14 protein-coding genes and 1 pseudogene are annotated in these 15,130 nt (G+C 40.7%); 1 reads left to right on the top strand and 14 read right to left on the bottom strand.

Going from position 1 to position 15,130, the window contains the following annotated elements:
- Both trpS and ABIM45_04225 read right to left on the bottom strand, forming a co-directional pair.
- Positions 1-1,179, bottom strand: coding sequence for a tryptophan--tRNA ligase (gene trpS, locus ABIM45_04230; protein ID MEO0239117.1), 1,179 nt, complete (start codon positions 1,177-1,179; stop codon positions 1-3).
- Entirely contained in the window at positions 1,151-2,386 is a 1,236-nt protein-coding gene (locus ABIM45_04225) for an MFS transporter (GenBank protein ID MEO0239116.1), read from the bottom strand. The genes trpS and ABIM45_04225 overlap by 29 nt, the downstream gene beginning before the upstream one ends.
- A gap of 222 nt (positions 2,387-2,608) precedes the next feature.
- Between ABIM45_04225 and rgy the strand changes: the two genes are divergently transcribed.
- Positions 2,609-6,043, top strand: coding sequence for a reverse gyrase (gene rgy, locus ABIM45_04220; protein ID MEO0239115.1), 3,435 nt, complete (start codon positions 2,609-2,611; stop codon positions 6,041-6,043).
- Between the two features lie 249 nt (positions 6,044-6,292).
- Here the strand turns inward: rgy and ABIM45_04215 are convergent, their stop codons facing one another.
- The 12 genes and pseudogenes from ABIM45_04215 to mgtA form a co-directional block, all read right to left on the bottom strand.
- Positions 6,293-6,655: a DUF2089 domain-containing protein gene (locus tag ABIM45_04215; GenBank protein ID MEO0239114.1), complete on the bottom strand. Its 363-nt coding sequence runs from the start codon at positions 6,653-6,655 to the stop codon at positions 6,293-6,295.
- A gap of 2 nt (positions 6,656-6,657) precedes the next feature.
- Positions 6,658-6,996, bottom strand: a complete 339-nt coding sequence (locus ABIM45_04210; GenBank protein MEO0239113.1) for a DUF5668 domain-containing protein — start codon at positions 6,994-6,996, stop codon at positions 6,658-6,660.
- The gene (locus tag ABIM45_04205; protein ID MEO0239112.1) at positions 6,996-7,208 is read right to left on the bottom strand and encodes a LapA family protein; all 213 of its coding nucleotides are present in this window, start codon (positions 7,206-7,208) and stop codon (positions 6,996-6,998) included. Before ABIM45_04205 ends, ABIM45_04210 begins: the two co-directional genes overlap by 1 nt.
- 40 nt (positions 7,209-7,248) lie before the next feature.
- Positions 7,249-7,599 (bottom strand): hypothetical protein, encoded by a 351-nt coding sequence (locus ABIM45_04200; protein ID MEO0239111.1) that lies wholly within the window; start codon positions 7,597-7,599, stop codon positions 7,249-7,251.
- Positions 7,600-7,601: 2 nt separating this feature from the next.
- Entirely contained in the window at positions 7,602-8,369 is a 768-nt protein-coding gene (locus ABIM45_04195) for a hypothetical protein (protein MEO0239110.1), read from the bottom strand.
- Between the two features lie 543 nt (positions 8,370-8,912).
- Positions 8,913-9,676 (bottom strand): annotated as a pseudogene (locus ABIM45_04190) (bile acid:sodium symporter).
- A gap of 176 nt (positions 9,677-9,852) precedes the next feature.
- Entirely contained in the window at positions 9,853-10,344 is a 492-nt protein-coding gene (locus tag ABIM45_04185) for a hypothetical protein (GenBank protein MEO0239109.1), read from the bottom strand.
- The gene (locus ABIM45_04180; GenBank protein MEO0239108.1) at positions 10,341-10,835 is read right to left on the bottom strand and encodes a hypothetical protein; all 495 of its coding nucleotides are present in this window, start codon (positions 10,833-10,835) and stop codon (positions 10,341-10,343) included. Before ABIM45_04180 ends, ABIM45_04185 begins: the two co-directional genes overlap by 4 nt.
- Before the next feature lie 9 nt (positions 10,836-10,844).
- Positions 10,845-11,339 carry a NifB/NifX family molybdenum-iron cluster-binding protein gene (locus ABIM45_04175; protein MEO0239107.1) on the bottom strand — a complete coding sequence of 165 codons (495 nt, stop codon included), beginning with the start codon at positions 11,337-11,339 and terminating at the stop codon, positions 10,845-10,847.
- Between the two features lie 31 nt (positions 11,340-11,370).
- Entirely contained in the window at positions 11,371-11,640 is a 270-nt protein-coding gene (locus ABIM45_04170; protein ID MEO0239106.1) for a DUF5320 domain-containing protein, read from the bottom strand.
- A gap of 2 nt (positions 11,641-11,642) precedes the next feature.
- The gene (locus ABIM45_04165) at positions 11,643-12,026 is read right to left on the bottom strand and encodes a PadR family transcriptional regulator (GenBank protein MEO0239105.1); all 384 of its coding nucleotides are present in this window, start codon (positions 12,024-12,026) and stop codon (positions 11,643-11,645) included.
- Between the two features lie 240 nt (positions 12,027-12,266).
- Entirely contained in the window at positions 12,267-14,789 is a 2,523-nt protein-coding gene (mgtA, locus tag ABIM45_04160) for a magnesium-translocating P-type ATPase (GenBank protein ID MEO0239104.1), read from the bottom strand.
- Positions 14,790-15,130 lie beyond the last annotated feature (341 nt).

Here is a 15,130-nt window from a genome sequence, read left to right as displayed (position 1 = left end):
TTACCGCCAGAGTTTCATCTTCTCCCTAACCAATTCCATTGTCTTCTGAACCTCTTCTCGGGCCTTTATCGAGCCTTCCCTTAAGATGTCAATTACGCTGCTTTTATCTTTCTCAAATTCTTTTCTCTTTTCCCTTAAAGGCTCCAAGTATTGATTGGCTTTTTCATAGAGTCTCTTTTTACAATCAACACAGCCAAGGGCTCCACTCTTGCAATTTGTTTCAATTTCAGGAACTTCTTCCCTGTTGAAGGCCTTTTGCATCAAGAAAATAGGGCAATTTTCAGGATGGCCGGGGTCGTTTTTCCTTATCTTTGCGGGGTCCGTATAGGAGGACATTATTTTCTTTTTCAAAGTCTCAGGATCTTCGGAGATTAGGATTGTGTTGTTGTAAGATTTGGACATTTTCCTTCCGTCGGTTCCAAGGATTTTAGGAAACTCTGCAAGGAGAGGCTCGGGAATCGGGAATACCTCCCCATAGGTGGAGTTAAACTTTCTTGCCAGTTCTCTTGTTATTTCAAGATGAGGCAGTTGATCCTGTCCGATGGGTACTAAATGGGCCCTGTAGATGAGTATGTCCGCTGCCTGAAGTACGGGATAGCCAAGATGCCCGTAAGATATTAGGTTTCCATAAGTTAATTCTTCTTCAGAATCTACGATTCCATGGTGAGTTAGTTCGTCAAGGAAACTGTCCTTGAGTTTGCTTTTTAGCAGAGCAATTCTATCTTCTTCGCTCTTAGTGGCGATATTTTGACTTTCCTGCAGGAACTTACTTACGACTGCCTCTGCAAAGTCATCGAAGGCCCTTTTCTTTGAGGCGATCTGGGAGGCCTCTATGTTTTGAAGGTATTCTTTCAGGGTTGGATTTCTTAGAAGCCTCGATATGGTTATGAGCATCGAGAGTAAGAGGTGAAGTTCAGCATGTTCCTTAACGGCGGATTGAACGAAGATTACCGATTTCTTGGGATCAATGCCGACGGTGAGCCAGTCGATGGCCATATCGATGATGTTGTCCTGAAGGTCCGAGGTGTCGGTTTTTGTGGTCAATACATGCCAATCGGCAATTTCGTAAAAACATTCATACTCGTCCTGCAGCCTCTTCCAATTTTCAAGGACACCAAAAAGGTGTCCAATGTGAAGTTTACCTGTTGGCCTATTGCCTGACAGTATTCGCTTTTTCATGGTTTAATTTTCCAAAAAAGATTGCAAAAAGTATAAAGGATGTTAGGGCCATAAAACTTCCAATGTAAAAAGGTGCTCGTGGAGAAATTTTGTCCCATAAGAGTCCTGCAATCAAACTTGCAGGGAAAAGACTAAGGCCTACTAAAGTGTGATAAACCCCATAGGCAAAGCCCCTCACTTCCCTCTTGGAAAGGTCTGCAACAAAGGCCCTTAAAACACCTTCGGTAAGGGCATAGTATATGCCATAAGCTCCGAAGAGAACCCACAGGAGATTCATCTGAGGTTTGGATATGAGTGCAAATCCTAAGTAAACTAAGGAATAAAGGAGGAACCCAGCCATTATGGTCTTTACCCTTCCTATCTTGTCAGAGAGGGTTCCAAAGGGTGTTGATAGACCTGCGTAAAGTATGTTGAAAAGGGTGTATAAAAGGGGAATCCTTTCTTGAGGAAATCCAATGTTGGCACTCCTTAAAAGCAGGAAGGTATCAGAAGAGTTGCCAAGGGAAAAGACCGTCATAATTAGAAGAAGTATTTTGAATTCCTTTGAAAGACCTTTTAGGCTAAGGGAGAAGTTTGCCTTTGTTTGACCATCCGATGATGGTCTGACCTCCTGCACCATTGCTATTAGAACGATTATTGCTATAATGCCTGGAATTAGGGAAAGGAGGAAAATCATTCGCAGGCTTTGAGCGTTGTCCCATTTTAAGTGTTTGGTGAATAGGAATAAAAGTCCCGATGCTAGAAGGGGGCCCAGGACTGCACCGAGGGTATCCATTGATCTGTGGAACCCGAAACTCCTGCCTCTATCTTCAGGGGTGGATGAGTCAGCAATGAGGGCATCCCTCGGTGAGGTTCTGATACCCTTCCCTACCCGGTCGGCAAACCTTGCAAAAAGTACATGAAACCATTTAGAAGCAAGACCTATGGTGGGTTTTGCTATAGCAGAAAGGCCATAACCAATTAATACGAGGGGTTTTCTTTTCTTTATTTTGTCTGAAATGTATCCTGAAACAGACTTAAGCAAACTTGCTGTGGCTTCTGCAATTCCCTCTATGGTTCCAAGGGCAGTGGCACCGGCGCCTATAACCTGAGAAAGGAAAAGTGGAAGCAAGGGATAGATCATTTCGCTGGAAATATCAGTAAACAGGCTTGTAAGCCCCATCGCAACAACATTTTTACTTAACTTTTTCCCTTTTTTCTCGGTCATGTGATTATTATAAACGGTTAGATGTGGAAACAAATAGTTAATCAGGTGGGAAAATTTGATACTGGATCCCTATAGATTCTATCCAGTTGGCTCGAAGATTACCTTTTTGGTGGTAATTTCCTTAACTGCTGAGATGTTGAAGTATTTGGGCCTTTTCTTTCCCATTGGACGCAGAATTGATGTTATAATAAATTTTGAAAGACTAATGCAAGGAGGTTGAGCTTGATTAAAAGTTTATTTAAGAATCTGTGTCCCAATTGTGGCGGAGATATATCTGCAGAAAGGCTTTATAAGGGTCTTGTTTGTGAAAAATGTCTGCCCATAGAAATCGAAGGGGATCTATGTGGAGCCCTTAAGTTTGGTAAAATAAAAGTCCTTTGCGATATCAGAGAGGAAGTCGAAAATTGGAAGAGGTTTTTTAAAGAATGTATCGGTTCCGAACCGTGGAGTCTGCAAACTACATGGGCAATGAGGTTTTTCTTAGACAGGTCCTTTGCACTATTGGCTCCAACGGGTGTGGGTAAGACATCCTTCGGGCTTTCCTTAGCTGCTTATCTTGCGCGGAAGGGTAAAAAATCTTACATCATCCTCCCAACGCGCCTTCTGGTTTATCAGACGGTGAAGAAGCTTGAGGGTTTTGGAGTTGAAGAGGATAAGATGCTCTTTTTCGGTGAAGAGGATAAAAAGGAGGAAAGGGAGGCAAAGTTAAACCGCTTAAGAGATGGGGAGTTTTTGATTCTTGTAACGACTTCTATGTTTCTTTATAAACATTATCAGGAAATTCCGAGAAACTTTGCCTTTCTCTTTGTAGATGACGTAGATTCCTTCCTGAAGACTGCCAAAAATATAGATAAGGCTTTGCTACTCCTTGGATTTCTTGAAAGCGACATCGAACTTGCGATGGAAGTTATAAGGTTGCAATCGAAATTGTATAAAACTCAGGAAGATTGGGAGAGGATAAATGCTTTAACTGAGAAATTGAGGGAAATTGAAGGGAAGAGGCGGAAGGGAGTTCTCATTGTTTCTTCCGCGACCTCCAATCCTAAGTCTAATAGAATCAAGCTTTTTAGGGAACTTCTTGGGTTTGAAGTGGGCACTCCCACCTTTTATCTCAGAAATGTGATTGATGCCTACGCCGATTTTGATAAAATTGAACTGTCAGAGTTGATTAGAAAGCTGGGAAAGGGTGGCCTTGTTTTTGTTCCCTCGGATAGGAAAAAGGAGTATGTTGACGAAGTTAAATTTTATTTAGAAGAAAGGGGAATTCTAAGTGCTACCTACGAGGAGATCGACGAAGAGGTGCTGGGGAAGTTTGAAAGAGGAGAGATAGAAGTCTTGATTGGTATTTCTTCTTACAGAAATGTCCTGGCTCGTGGAGTTGACTTGCCCCACGCTATTCGTTATGCCATTTTTTACGGAGTTCCCAAAATCGTTCTTTCCCTTAAATTTGAAGAAAATTTGAGCCACTTGATATGGGCCCTTAGCTCTTTAAGAACCTTCATTATAAAGAAGTTCCCTGCCTACACGGCAAAGATAGATGGCTGGATAGTTCAACTTAAAAAGTATCAGTTTGTAACGGAAGATGTTTTGAATTCCAATCCTGCGATTAAAGAGAAAATTGATAAACTGAGGGCGGAGATCGGAGGCTTTCTTAACTCGGAGGAGGTTGTAAATCTCTTAAAAGGATCGACGGAAGTCACCCTTATAAAGGATGAAGAGGGCTACAAGATGGTGATTTCTGATGTTACTGGATATTTGCAAGCCAGCGGTCGTACTTCTCGTATGTACGGCGGTGGTCTTACAAAGGGTCTTTGTGTATTGTTAGTTGATGATCTTAGGGCTTTTAACCATCTTCAAAAGAGGGTAAGGTGGTTCAGTGAAGATATTAGTTTTGTTCCCTTTGAGAATGTGGATTTGGAGAAGGTCCTTGAGGAGATTGATGCAGATAGAGAAAAGGTAAAACAGTTCATGAAAGGCAAACTGGTATTGAAAGAGAACGAGGATATCTTGAAGCCCGTCCTGGTTATTGTTGAGTCACCTAATAAGGCACGTACCATAGCAAATTTCTTCGGAAAACCCATACGGAGAAAAATTTTCAATCACGATATATTAGAGACTTCTCTCGATGATAAATATCTTATGATAACTGCGTCCCTTGGACATATTCTGGATTTAAACGAGCAGGAAGGCTACTATGGGGTTTATGTAGATCGGGAAATAAAGCCTGTTTACGAGCCAATCGAAGGTAAAGAGGAGATCATAAATAGTATAAGGTCTGCTTCTCTTGAAAGCTTCGAAATCTATGTGGCAACGGATCCCGATACTGAAGGTGAGAAGATCGGATGGGACTTAAAATTACTCTTGGAACCTTATGTTAAAAATATAAAAAGGATGGAATTCCATGAAGTTACAAAAAAGGCCATTGTAAATGCAATAAGAAATCCGAGGGATTTTGATGAGAACTTAGTCAAGGCTCAGATTGTGCGTCGAGTCGCTGATAGGTGGGTAGGTTTTGAGTATTCACAACTTTTACAAAAAGCCTTTGGGAAGAGCAACCTTTCGGCGGGTAGGGTTCAGACTCCAGTCCTTGGCTGGATTATTGAAAGGGAAGAACTGACTAAACAAAAGATTTATCGCGTAAGCGTAGAATTACAGAGAGGCGATAGGAAATTCTCCTTAGATGTCGATTTTGATAACGAGGTAGAGGCAAGGGAATTTTTCCAGAAACTCGATGTCATTGAGGTGAAGGTGAAAGAAGTAAAGGAGGAGATTAGAAATCCATTACCGCCCTATAGGACTGACACGATGCTTAAGGATGCCAGTGACAGATTTAGGTTTTCTTTACCTAAGACAATGGACCTCGCTCAGGACCTCTTTGAGCTTGGCTACATCACCTATCACAGGACAGATTCTACGAGGGTCTCTGATGTGGGAATGGGAGTTGCAAGGGAGTTTATCGAAGAGACTTTTGGAAAGGAGTTTTTCCACCCCAGGAGCTGGGGAGAGGGTGGTGCCCATGAATGTATAAGACCTACAAAGGCAATTGAAGTGGAGGATTTGAGGTCTTTAATTCTCAGTGGGCAATATGAGACGCTTAGTTGGGATCATTTGAAACTTTATGAGCTCATTTTTGACCGGTTTATCGCTTCCCAAATGAAACCCGTTAAGGTAAAGGTGAAAGTGGTTGAGGTAAAGGCTATAAACAAGAGTTTTGAGAAAGTGCTTATTACCGATGTAATTGAGAACGGTTGGAATATGGTTGTGCCTCTGGAACTTCATCCTGATCTCGAAGGTAGAATCGATGTAAGAAATGTTAAAAAGAGGAAAAGTTTGCCTAAGGCTTATCCTTTTACCCACGGAGAACTGGTCTTCAGGATGAAAGAGCGGGGTATAGGAAGGCCATCGACCTACGCAACGATCGTTGCAAAACTTATTGAAAGGCAGTATGTGGTGGAAAGGAGGGGATACCTCTTCCCGACGCCCATGGGCAAAAAGGTTTATCACTACCTGAATAACTTGGAGAGGGTAAAAAAGTTCCTTTCTGAAGAGTTCACAAAGGTTCTGGAAGAGCTTATGGATAAAGTGGAAGTAGGAGAAAAGGATTACCAGGAGATTTTGTTTGATCTGTACAGGGAAATAAGAAATAGAAGGGCGTAGAAATTCGCGTAGTTGAGTATCTACTTTTCAGCCCATCTGAGAGAGGTTTGCAATGTCGCTTGGAATTTCAATCCAGTTGTTTTAATCAGATTCTTTAAGGGTTTGTTTTTACAAGCGTTGGAACGCCCATTTTGATATAATTTCTCTATAACTCCATTGAGCAATTCTAATTGTTCAACTATTCTTGTTTTCGGTTCCTATCGGCGGAGGCTATCTTACGCCATCCTTAATCTATTTACCTGTTGGCAGTTATTTCAGAGACCTAATTCTTTTCTCGGCTTCTTCTGGTGTGATCTCTCCACGCTCGAGTTGCTCTAAGATTTCTGTTATTTTGTCCTTGGGGAAGGCAGGTTCTATTCCAATTTTTCTCAAAAATTCTTCAAACCTCTGCCGCGCTGTTGGATAGGAGATTTTAAGAATCTTTGCAACTTCTGAAAGGTTACCACGGGTTTTCAAGAACAGATAGAGCATTTCGAGGTCCCTGTCCTCAAGGTCGCAGAACATCGGGATTTCGAAGTTTCCTTCAACTTTAGCTTTGCAGGAAGGACATTCAAGGGTCTTTATTACCAGTTTTGCCCCGCATCCGGGACATCTTGTTGGTAGTTTTGCCATGGTTATTTCAGTCTCTTTATTTTCTTTTCTGCTTCTTCAGGAGTTATTTTTCCAGCCTCGAGGTCTTTAAGCACGTTCTCGACCTTCTTCCTTATGTCCCTGCGAGACTTCCTGAAGAAAGGGCGAAGGAGAAAGAGGAGTCCGAGAAAAACGAGAATCCAGGGCCAATCCCTGCTCCAGTTTATAAAAGGTAGGAGGTTCATATTCTCGAGCCAGATCAATAGCCCCAACGCGATAAAGAAGATTCCCCATTTAAGTCCACCACGGATCTTTGTTGAAGCCATTATTAGAACAAAAAAGGCCACAATCACTAAAATCAAAAGAATGCTGATAAGTTCCATTATTCTTCCTCCTTCTCGTCCAGTTTACGACTTTCTCTCCTGTATCGTATGTGAAATCTGTCTTTTCCCTCTAAATACGATACTAAAGATAAAATTCCAAGGATTACGAGGATAAGGGGCCAGTCCCTCCGCCACACCCAGTGATATATGCCCATTTTATTGAGCCATATAAGTAGCCCAATGATTATAAGTAGAATGCCACCACTCACCATTTTTACCTCCTAAAGCATTTAAGTTTAATACCCCATTGTTTTACTCAACGGTTATTTTAACAACATCCCCATCTTCACTTATAATGTCAACGATGGTGCCATTTGCACCTTCCTGGACTGCTGTTATAAGTTGATTAAGATCTATTTCGTTCTCGTCCAAAACGGCCTTTGCATCCTTTGGAATAAAACTGGAGAGGATTTTAATTAGACCTAAGGGTACAACTATGTTTATTTTGTTGCCATCAGAACTCTGGACATATATTCTGATAAACTTTCCCGTTTTAGGTGTTGTTAGAACTTCTCCCATCGCATCGAGGAGTTTCGCTGCCTGTTCGGCGTTTATTTTCCCTTCTTCTACCATTTTTAGCACCCTGTAAACTTCTTCTTTCATTTTTACTTCTCCTCAAATTCGAGGGTGAAATCTCCCCCCATTACTTTTACTTCTGCCTCTCTGAAATTTTCTTCCCCAAAAATGTAGTATTCTCCAGATTTTTTCATTTCCGAAGGTAGTTCCACATCGCCTCCAAGGGCTTTAACCTGCATTTTAAGGGGTTTCTTTTTAGTCTTAATTTCAACATCTCCCCCCATTACCTTGCAGGTCAATCTCTCAAAATCGATTTTGCCGCTAACATCTCCGCCTTTTACATCTATGTTGACTTCAGAATAAAAGCCTTTAATAATAACATCCCCGCCCAGGACCGAGAGGTTTATTTTCACATTCTGTGGAACTTTCAATGTGCCTTCCTTTACAATGCTCAGATCTAATAGGTCTTCATCAATTCTGTGCCGACCCTCAAAGGAGGCAGTTATTTTCTCATCTTCTGAAGGCTCAATTTCCAGATCACCGCCTAAAATCTTTATATTGAGCTCTTTGATGTTTTCAAAGGTTTCTGAATGGAATTTTTCGTTGGTAAGAGCAATTTCCAGAGCTGATCCAATGGAGGTTCTGACCGTTTCGCCAACGCCTGTAAAGACCTCATCGAGCACCTCGGAGACGATTCCTAATCCTTGCGGCTTTCTTTCGCTCTTCTCTGTTTCCTTTTTCGATTGTTCCCTTGTCGCTTCAGCTTCTTTTATTGCCCTAATCAGCCTTTCGGCCTCTTCTGGGCTGATCTTCCCTTGTTCTAAGAGGTCCAGCACCTTTTTGATGGCTTCTTCCATTTTTCACCTCCGATAGTTTTAAAAATATAAATTAATTTTTAAGTTTTGTCAAGTATGCTTTTAGTTTTATAAAATTAAGAGTAAATTCCTCAAGGTGGGCTTAAAAAAAACTAAAGTCTTGTGTAGAAGAGGCTAACTTTAGAAGGCGAGAGGAGGAAGAGAGTTTTTATTGAAATTGCTAGTGGACTGGGTTTAAAAACACCAACAAGGGGCTAGGAGGTTTTTTGAAATTAATAAATCCTGTGATTTGACATATTGGCTTTGTTTGGGGTGGATTTGAAGGTTGGGAATTCTAAAACTTCGGGGCGGGCCTTCGGCCCGCCCCGAAGGATTTTCAATGGAGTTTAAATATTATCAATAAGCTTCTTTGGTGTTTTTATAAAGATTTTGGAGTTGGCTCTATATTCTCTTCTTCACTGTTCTTGCTGAAACAACATAAAAGTCTTTGCAAAATCGGGACTCTTTCTCCCTGTAGCACTTTTTGTACTGCGCGACTCTTCTCGGAGAAGAAGCACTTAACTTTGTCAGCCATTTTTAAATAACTCACGAGGAAAAGGATCTGAAAATCGGTAATGTAGCCGCAGGAATTGCCATCATAGGTGAAAAGGCTGTAGTTGCAATAGCAATAGCCGTCCCGTTGTTTTTCCCAGTGCTGGTGAAAACAACGGCCATATTATCCTCGTATGTTAAATTCAACTTTTTGTTTATCAAGGTGAATAAAAGGAGTGAAACAAAGATGAAAGCGATGTTAGGAATAAACAATAAAAGTACGACCTTCCACTGTGCAATAATCATAGTTGCCTTGCTGAAGAAGATGATGAAAACAATTGCGAACATTGAAATCAGAGACAAGGAAGGGAATAAAGGCTGGATTCTTTTGAATCCTTTTTCACCAAGCCATTTCGTTAGCAGAATGCGGGTTAGGTATCCCAAGATCATAGGGGCAATGAGCACGAGCAGGATTGATTTTAACATTTCTGCCATTGGTAATGGAATACGAAAGTTATGTGCAAAAATTGTCATCCAGAAGGGAATGGCAAATATTGCAAGGATAAAGCTTAAGGCAACGATCACGGTGGCAAGTTCAATGTTTCCCTCTGAGAGCCCCGTGTATCCTATAGCCATACTTGAGCAAGGACTACCATAACCAGCATGAATCCCAAGGAAAGCGTGGGGTCGGTCAAGAATAATTTTACGAGTATCCATCCAAAGAGTGGAGCCCATAAGAAATTGAAAAGGATGGAAAGCAAAATTGCCTTGAGATTCTTAGTAGCCTTAACGAGTGATTCCAGTTTAAGGTTTATCATCATCGGGTAGATAATGAGAAAGACAATGAAAGTTGTGAGATTGGATATCGCGACTCGATGTGCCTTGATCCAGGAGGCACTTTGTTTCCCGATCAAAAGGCCTAAAATAATGGCCAGGGTTACATACCCAAGTAACCACTTATTGAGATGTTCTTGGAGTTTTTTCATCATTTTACCTACTCCTTTAAAAATGCTCCTACAAACATACCTGAGAGGATTGCGTAGACAAAAATCAGTATATTAAAAATTAACGTAAACTTCCATCCAAGTACTGCAATAGCAAAGGGAATCCATGGTGCTTTTATTGCCCAGGCACTGATCGTTGTTGCAATGATGTTTGCACCTGCGCCTTTGTCTCTAAGTTCCTTAAAGAGTTGGTAGAAAATATACGGAGGACCCACCATTAGGGATCCGAAGACCGCACCGATTAAAATTCCTTTGATTCCACTCTGTTTACCGATTATCTTCCCTATGGTCTGTTTTGGAATTGTAACACTAATGAGAGCACTGAGCAAAGCCAGGGCGCCAAAAACAACAAAGAGGTTAAGATAAGTTTTTGCCGCGAAAAGTAATGCACTGCTAACTTTTGAGGGGTTGAATATTGCAAGAACAACTGCTATAAGAAGAATTATTATTTCCAATACCCAATCTTTTATTATAGTTTTCATAGCATTACCTCTATTAGAATTGCCACAAGGATCGCCGAGATTAATGCGAATGAGTTTCTCAAAAGTGCGAACTTTTTACCAAGAAATTTAAACTCGAGAGGAAGGGCAACGACACCTATTGCAACCCAGGTGAAAAGGAACGCTGCAACGAGGGAGTATCCGGCATTGTGAGATAATAGATACTGGGCTATTGGATAACTGGAGGCTGCAGTTCCCATCATTATGGAACCGGTAAGAGCACCGACGATTATACCTTTAAATCCCTTGAATTTCAGTAAGAATTGCGATACAGCCTTTGGGGACAAAAATTTATCAAGAATACCAATGATAACGAATATGGCAAAAAGTCTCAAGGAATTTTGAAAAAACACCCTTCCGCTTTTCTTCAAAGCTTCAACGGCTTTTTTTCTGTCTCCCCTGAAGAAGTAATAAACATAGAGGGCAATAACGATCGCTAAGAGGATTATCCCTTCGAGAAGGTTTGGACTCATTGGGGCCCCTTAACTTATCATCTTTTTTATCTCTATCAATAAGGATTTCAAGTCAGCAATTTCCTTTCGCAATGCTGCTATGTCCTTTTTCATCCTTTCAACTTCTTCTGCTAAGTCTCCCGTTTCGCTCTCGAAATTATGCTCATGGTGGGTGTGTTCTTCTTCAATGGCTGCAAATCTAACCTCTCCATGAAGATATTCTTCCAATACATCCTTTACCCTTCCATATGCACCGATGACGGGAGTGATTCCATAGTCTTCGAAAAATGCCTGAGCTCTCGGTCCCATACCGCCCGTGATAATTACATTTACCCCCTTTTCTTTTATAAACCGTGGTAAGTCACCTGGATTGTGTGATTCTGCATAAGGATTGGGGATAGTTTCTACGTTCTTTACGACATTACCTTCAACATCAACGATCACGAAGTACGGGCAATGTCCGAAGTGATAACTCATTGTACTTTCAAGTCCCCTATTTTCATCGCTTGTGAAACATATTTTCATTTTTTACCTCCTTTTATTTTGAAGCCATAGATTAATCATGGCTTTCTTCATTTTCTAACTCTTCAAGCCTCTTTTTGAGTGCTTCAAGATATTTTTCTATTGCCTCTTTCTCTTGCAAGAGAAATTCTTTCTCATTCTTAAAGTTGTCCCAGCACCAGCCGTGAGGATGCCGGAATTTTGGGTGCCTTCCTTCTTCCCCCCAACAAGGTCTGTAAGGCGGGCAAGGTTCAGGATATCCAACTCTCATGGCCCATCCAGGGCCAAATTCCATACTATTGTGACATCTGCCTCTTCTGCACATATTTACACCTCCTCGCTTAAAAAATTTTTAAATGAATCAATTGCATTTTTCAAGGCATCCAGCTCTTTTGCGAAAGTGTTAAGCGCTTCAAGACCTTTTTCAGTTATTTTGTATACTCTTCTTGCGGGACCTTCAGAGACTTCCCACTCCGAGGTAATAAATCCTATTGCTTCTAAGCTTCTAAGAATTCTGTAACCGAGGCCGTTTTCTACGAGCTCTCTAAAGGCGGGTATATTGGGGAAACGTTCTTCTATCTTTGTTAAAATTTCGTAACCGTGGAGCGGTTTTTGGGATAAGAGTTTCAAAATAAGCCCCTGCAAGATATAGCTGGGTTGTAAACCGGCATATCCTACCTCGAATTTCGTTATGCAACAGCGTCTTTTCATTGCAGATATATTATATATTCATATAGGTGAATTGTCAAGTATGTTTAAGGTGGATGGATTATTTTCGTGAAAAATCGGTAAAATTGGCCATTAAAAGAGGGATTGAAGAAAGGTACTGGCGATTTGGATTAATGGTGAGAATGATTAGGTTCGTGTATTATCGAAGTTGTTCTTTAAATTTGAGAAAATCTCCTTTTACCTTATGCATTTCCAGTGGAAAAGGTTAAAATTGGTCAGCCCTCAGAAATTTGCCTTTTTGTAGAAGACTTTTTTCGCAATTTCGGCGGTTACGATGTAGAGGATTACAACGAGCAAAATAGCTAAAAATAAGTGAATGGGCAGGGGTGCAAATCCAAAGATTTTTGCAAGGGGAGTAAAAGGAAACAGGAAAGTGAAGGCCCCTACGGAAAGAGTTGCCAGTAATAGGTATTTTCCAGGTTCACTTTTGAATAAGGATCGCCTGCTCCTTACCACCAGAACCACCATTGAGGCTGAAGCAACGGACTCAATAAACCATCCAGTCCTGAACAGGACTTCATTTGCATGGTAAATTAATAATAGAAGTCCAAAGGTCAGATAGTCGAAAACAGAGCTTAGTGGTCCAAAAATTACCATAAATTTGCGTATCAATTTAATGTCCCAACGGTGAGGATACTTTACAAGTTCATCATCAACATTATCTGTAGCTATTGTCATTTCAGGCAGGTCTGTTAGAAGGTTCGTAAGTAATATTTGTTTTGGCAGAAGGGGAAGGAATGGAATGAGGAGGGATATGCCGGCCATACTGAACATATTTCCGAAGTTTGCACTGGTTGCCATAAAAACGTATTTGAGCGTGTTTACAAAGGTCTTTCTTCCTTCTTTCACGGCTTCAATAAGAACATCCAGGTCTTTTTCCATTAATACGATGTCTGCAGCATCTTTGGCGATGTCCGTGGCATTATCAACGGATATTCCCACATCGGCGGCGTGAAGTGCTGGGGCATCATTTATTCCATCTCCTATGTATCCTACTACATTGCCTCTTTTACGAAGTGCGAGGATTATGCGTTCCTTTTGGTTGGGCTCAATTTCTGCAAAGATGTCAGTATCCATAACGCTTTTAAGAAGGGCTTCATCACTCAGCTTTTTTAATTCCGGGCCTGTAAGAATATTCCTCTGGAGGAGTCCTATTCGTTCAGCAAGGGAAGCAGCAACAATCTTACTATCACCGGTGAGGATTTTGAGTTTTATCCCTAAGTTATTCAGATTTTGGATTGTTTCGGAGATTCCGGGTTTAGGAGGATCATCAAATACGAGGAAACCCAAAAATATCATTTCGTTTTCATCCTCTTTGTCAACGGGGACTCTTTCTACATTCTTGTAAGCGATTCCCAAAACGTGGAAGCCTTTTTTGCTATGTTTTTCGTAAATTTCTTCAATTTTTTCTTTTACAGAATCTAATTTTACAATTTTGCTATCTCCAAGCTCTACGAAGGTGCAGATTTCTAAAACATTACTCAAGGCGCCTTTGGTTATCATTAAATTTTCTACCCTCCACTTAACAACGATACTCAATCGTTTTCTCACAAAATCGTAGGGAATTTCATCTAATTTTGTGTAGCCTGACACATCGTATTTGTGGTCCCTGCGGATTGCCTCATCAATAGGGTTAGAGTATCCTGTTTCGAAGTACGAGTTGAGATAAGCATAAAGCAAAACTTTTTCATTAAATTCTTCGCTTAGGTCAAGGGCTGACTGCAGGCTAACTACCCCTTGAGTTAGGGTTCCGGTTTTGTCAGAGCAGAGAATATTCATGCTTCCAAAGTTTTCTAAAGAAGAAAGCCTTTTAACTATGGTTTTCAGTTGTGCCATTCTTCTTGCACCATGAGAGAGATTTACGCTTATAATTGCTGGCAACAATTGAGGTGTAAGTCCAACGGCGAGGGCTAACGAAAAGAGAAAGGAATCCAGAATAGGTTTCTTTAAAACGACATTTACGAAGAAAATTATAATTACGAGGATTAGAGTTACCTCCATCAAGAAGTAGCCAAAGTGTCGAACTCCCCGTTCAAATTCTGTCTCAGGTGCTCTGAACTGCAAATGCTCTGAAATTTTGCCGAATTCCGTGTTTTTCCCTGTCCTTACAACCAGTTCTTTTCCTGTTCCACTAACAACGCTTGTGCCCATCCACAGCGCGTTTTTTCTTTGATTGATTGGGGCTTCTTCTGGTGAAATTCCTTTTTCTTTTTCTACTGGAAAAGTTTCTCCCGTGAGCACTGCTTCATTCACAAAGAGGTCTTTTGATTCAATAACTATTCCATCAGCGGGCACGATGTCACCTGCATTGAGGATTACGATGTCTCCAGGAACTATTTCTTCCACTGGAATTTCAATTTTTACGCCGTCTCTTAAAACTTCTGCTTTGATTTGCACGATGGAAAGGAGTTTGTTAATGGCATTTGATGCGCTGTATTCTTGCCAGAATCCAAGTACTCCACTTATCAGGATTATCGAGAAAATAATGACTGCATCAACCCAATCTCCCAAGAAGAGGGAAAGCAAAGTTGCGATTATTAAAAGGAGGATAATAGGGCTTTTAAATTGTGATAGAAAGAGTTTATAAGCGTTTAATTGTTTCTTTGCTTTGAGGGCATTGGGTCCATATATACGTAGTCTGCTCTGGGCCTCCTTGCTTGTTAACCCATTATCTGAGGTTTTTAAAATTCTTATTACGTCTTCGACCTTTAAACTCCAGAAATTCTCGAGATTTTCATTTGCCATTTTAATTTCTCTCCTTAAAAGTTTAGAAATTTTTTCATTGAAAGCTTTTGTGAATATGTAAGTTTTTGGCTGGCGAACATTGCCTCAAGGGCTTTAGATTTTTTATTTGGGACTTTGACCCAGCTAAGGTCTGCCCTTCTTTGAAATTCAGAATCGGAAAATAACATTAAAGAATAAAATTCAACTTGCATTGCGAACTTCAAGATTATAATTAGGGCGACTGGTATTGTCAAAATTACGGCGATATTGGAGGAGAATAAAGGGTGAAAGTATTTCTGATGTCAAATATCAGACTCTTAGGTTTTTCGGGTTTGCGGGCTTGATTGAAAGATTATGCTATT

The organism is candidate division WOR-3 bacterium, assembly GCA_039803545.1.
GTDB lineage: Bacteria > Hydrothermota > Hydrothermia > UBA1063 > UBA1063 > UBA1063.
The sequence above is the reverse complement of the archived record's forward strand: the minus strand, read 5'-3'. Positions and strand labels throughout refer to the sequence as shown.

Excerpts from the sequence above, each read along its gene's own strand:
- trpS (MEO0239117.1), bottom strand. The coding sequence starts at position 1,179 with ATGAAAAAGCGAATACTGTCAGGCAATAGGCCAACAGGTAAACTTCAC.
- ABIM45_04225 (MEO0239116.1), bottom strand. The coding sequence starts at position 2,386 with ATGACCGAGAAAAAAGGGAAAAAGTTAAGTAAAAATGTTGTTGCGATG.
- ABIM45_04215 (MEO0239114.1), bottom strand. The coding sequence starts at position 6,655 with ATGGCAAAACTACCAACAAGATGTCCCGGATGCGGGGCAAAACTGGTA.
- ABIM45_04210 (MEO0239113.1), bottom strand. The coding sequence starts at position 6,996 with ATGGAACTTATCAGCATTCTTTTGATTTTAGTGATTGTGGCCTTTTTT.
- ABIM45_04205 (MEO0239112.1), bottom strand. The coding sequence starts at position 7,208 with ATGGTGAGTGGTGGCATTCTACTTATAATCATTGGGCTACTTATATGG.
- ABIM45_04200 (MEO0239111.1), bottom strand. The coding sequence starts at position 7,599 with ATGAAAGAAGAAGTTTACAGGGTGCTAAAAATGGTAGAAGAAGGGAAA.
- ABIM45_04195 (MEO0239110.1), bottom strand. The coding sequence starts at position 8,369 with ATGGAAGAAGCCATCAAAAAGGTGCTGGACCTCTTAGAACAAGGGAAG.
- ABIM45_04185 (MEO0239109.1), bottom strand. The coding sequence starts at position 10,344 with ATGAAAACTATAATAAAAGATTGGGTATTGGAAATAATAATTCTTCTT.
- ABIM45_04180 (MEO0239108.1), bottom strand. The coding sequence starts at position 10,835 with ATGAGTCCAAACCTTCTCGAAGGGATAATCCTCTTAGCGATCGTTATT.
- ABIM45_04175 (MEO0239107.1), bottom strand. The coding sequence starts at position 11,339 with ATGAAAATATGTTTCACAAGCGATGAAAATAGGGGACTTGAAAGTACA.
- ABIM45_04170 (MEO0239106.1), bottom strand. The coding sequence starts at position 11,640 with ATGTGCAGAAGAGGCAGATGTCACAATAGTATGGAATTTGGCCCTGGA.
- ABIM45_04165 (MEO0239105.1), bottom strand. The coding sequence starts at position 12,026 with ATGAAAAGACGCTGTTGCATAACGAAATTCGAGGTAGGATATGCCGGT.
- mgtA (MEO0239104.1), bottom strand. The coding sequence starts at position 14,789 with ATGGCAAATGAAAATCTCGAGAATTTCTGGAGTTTAAAGGTCGAAGAC.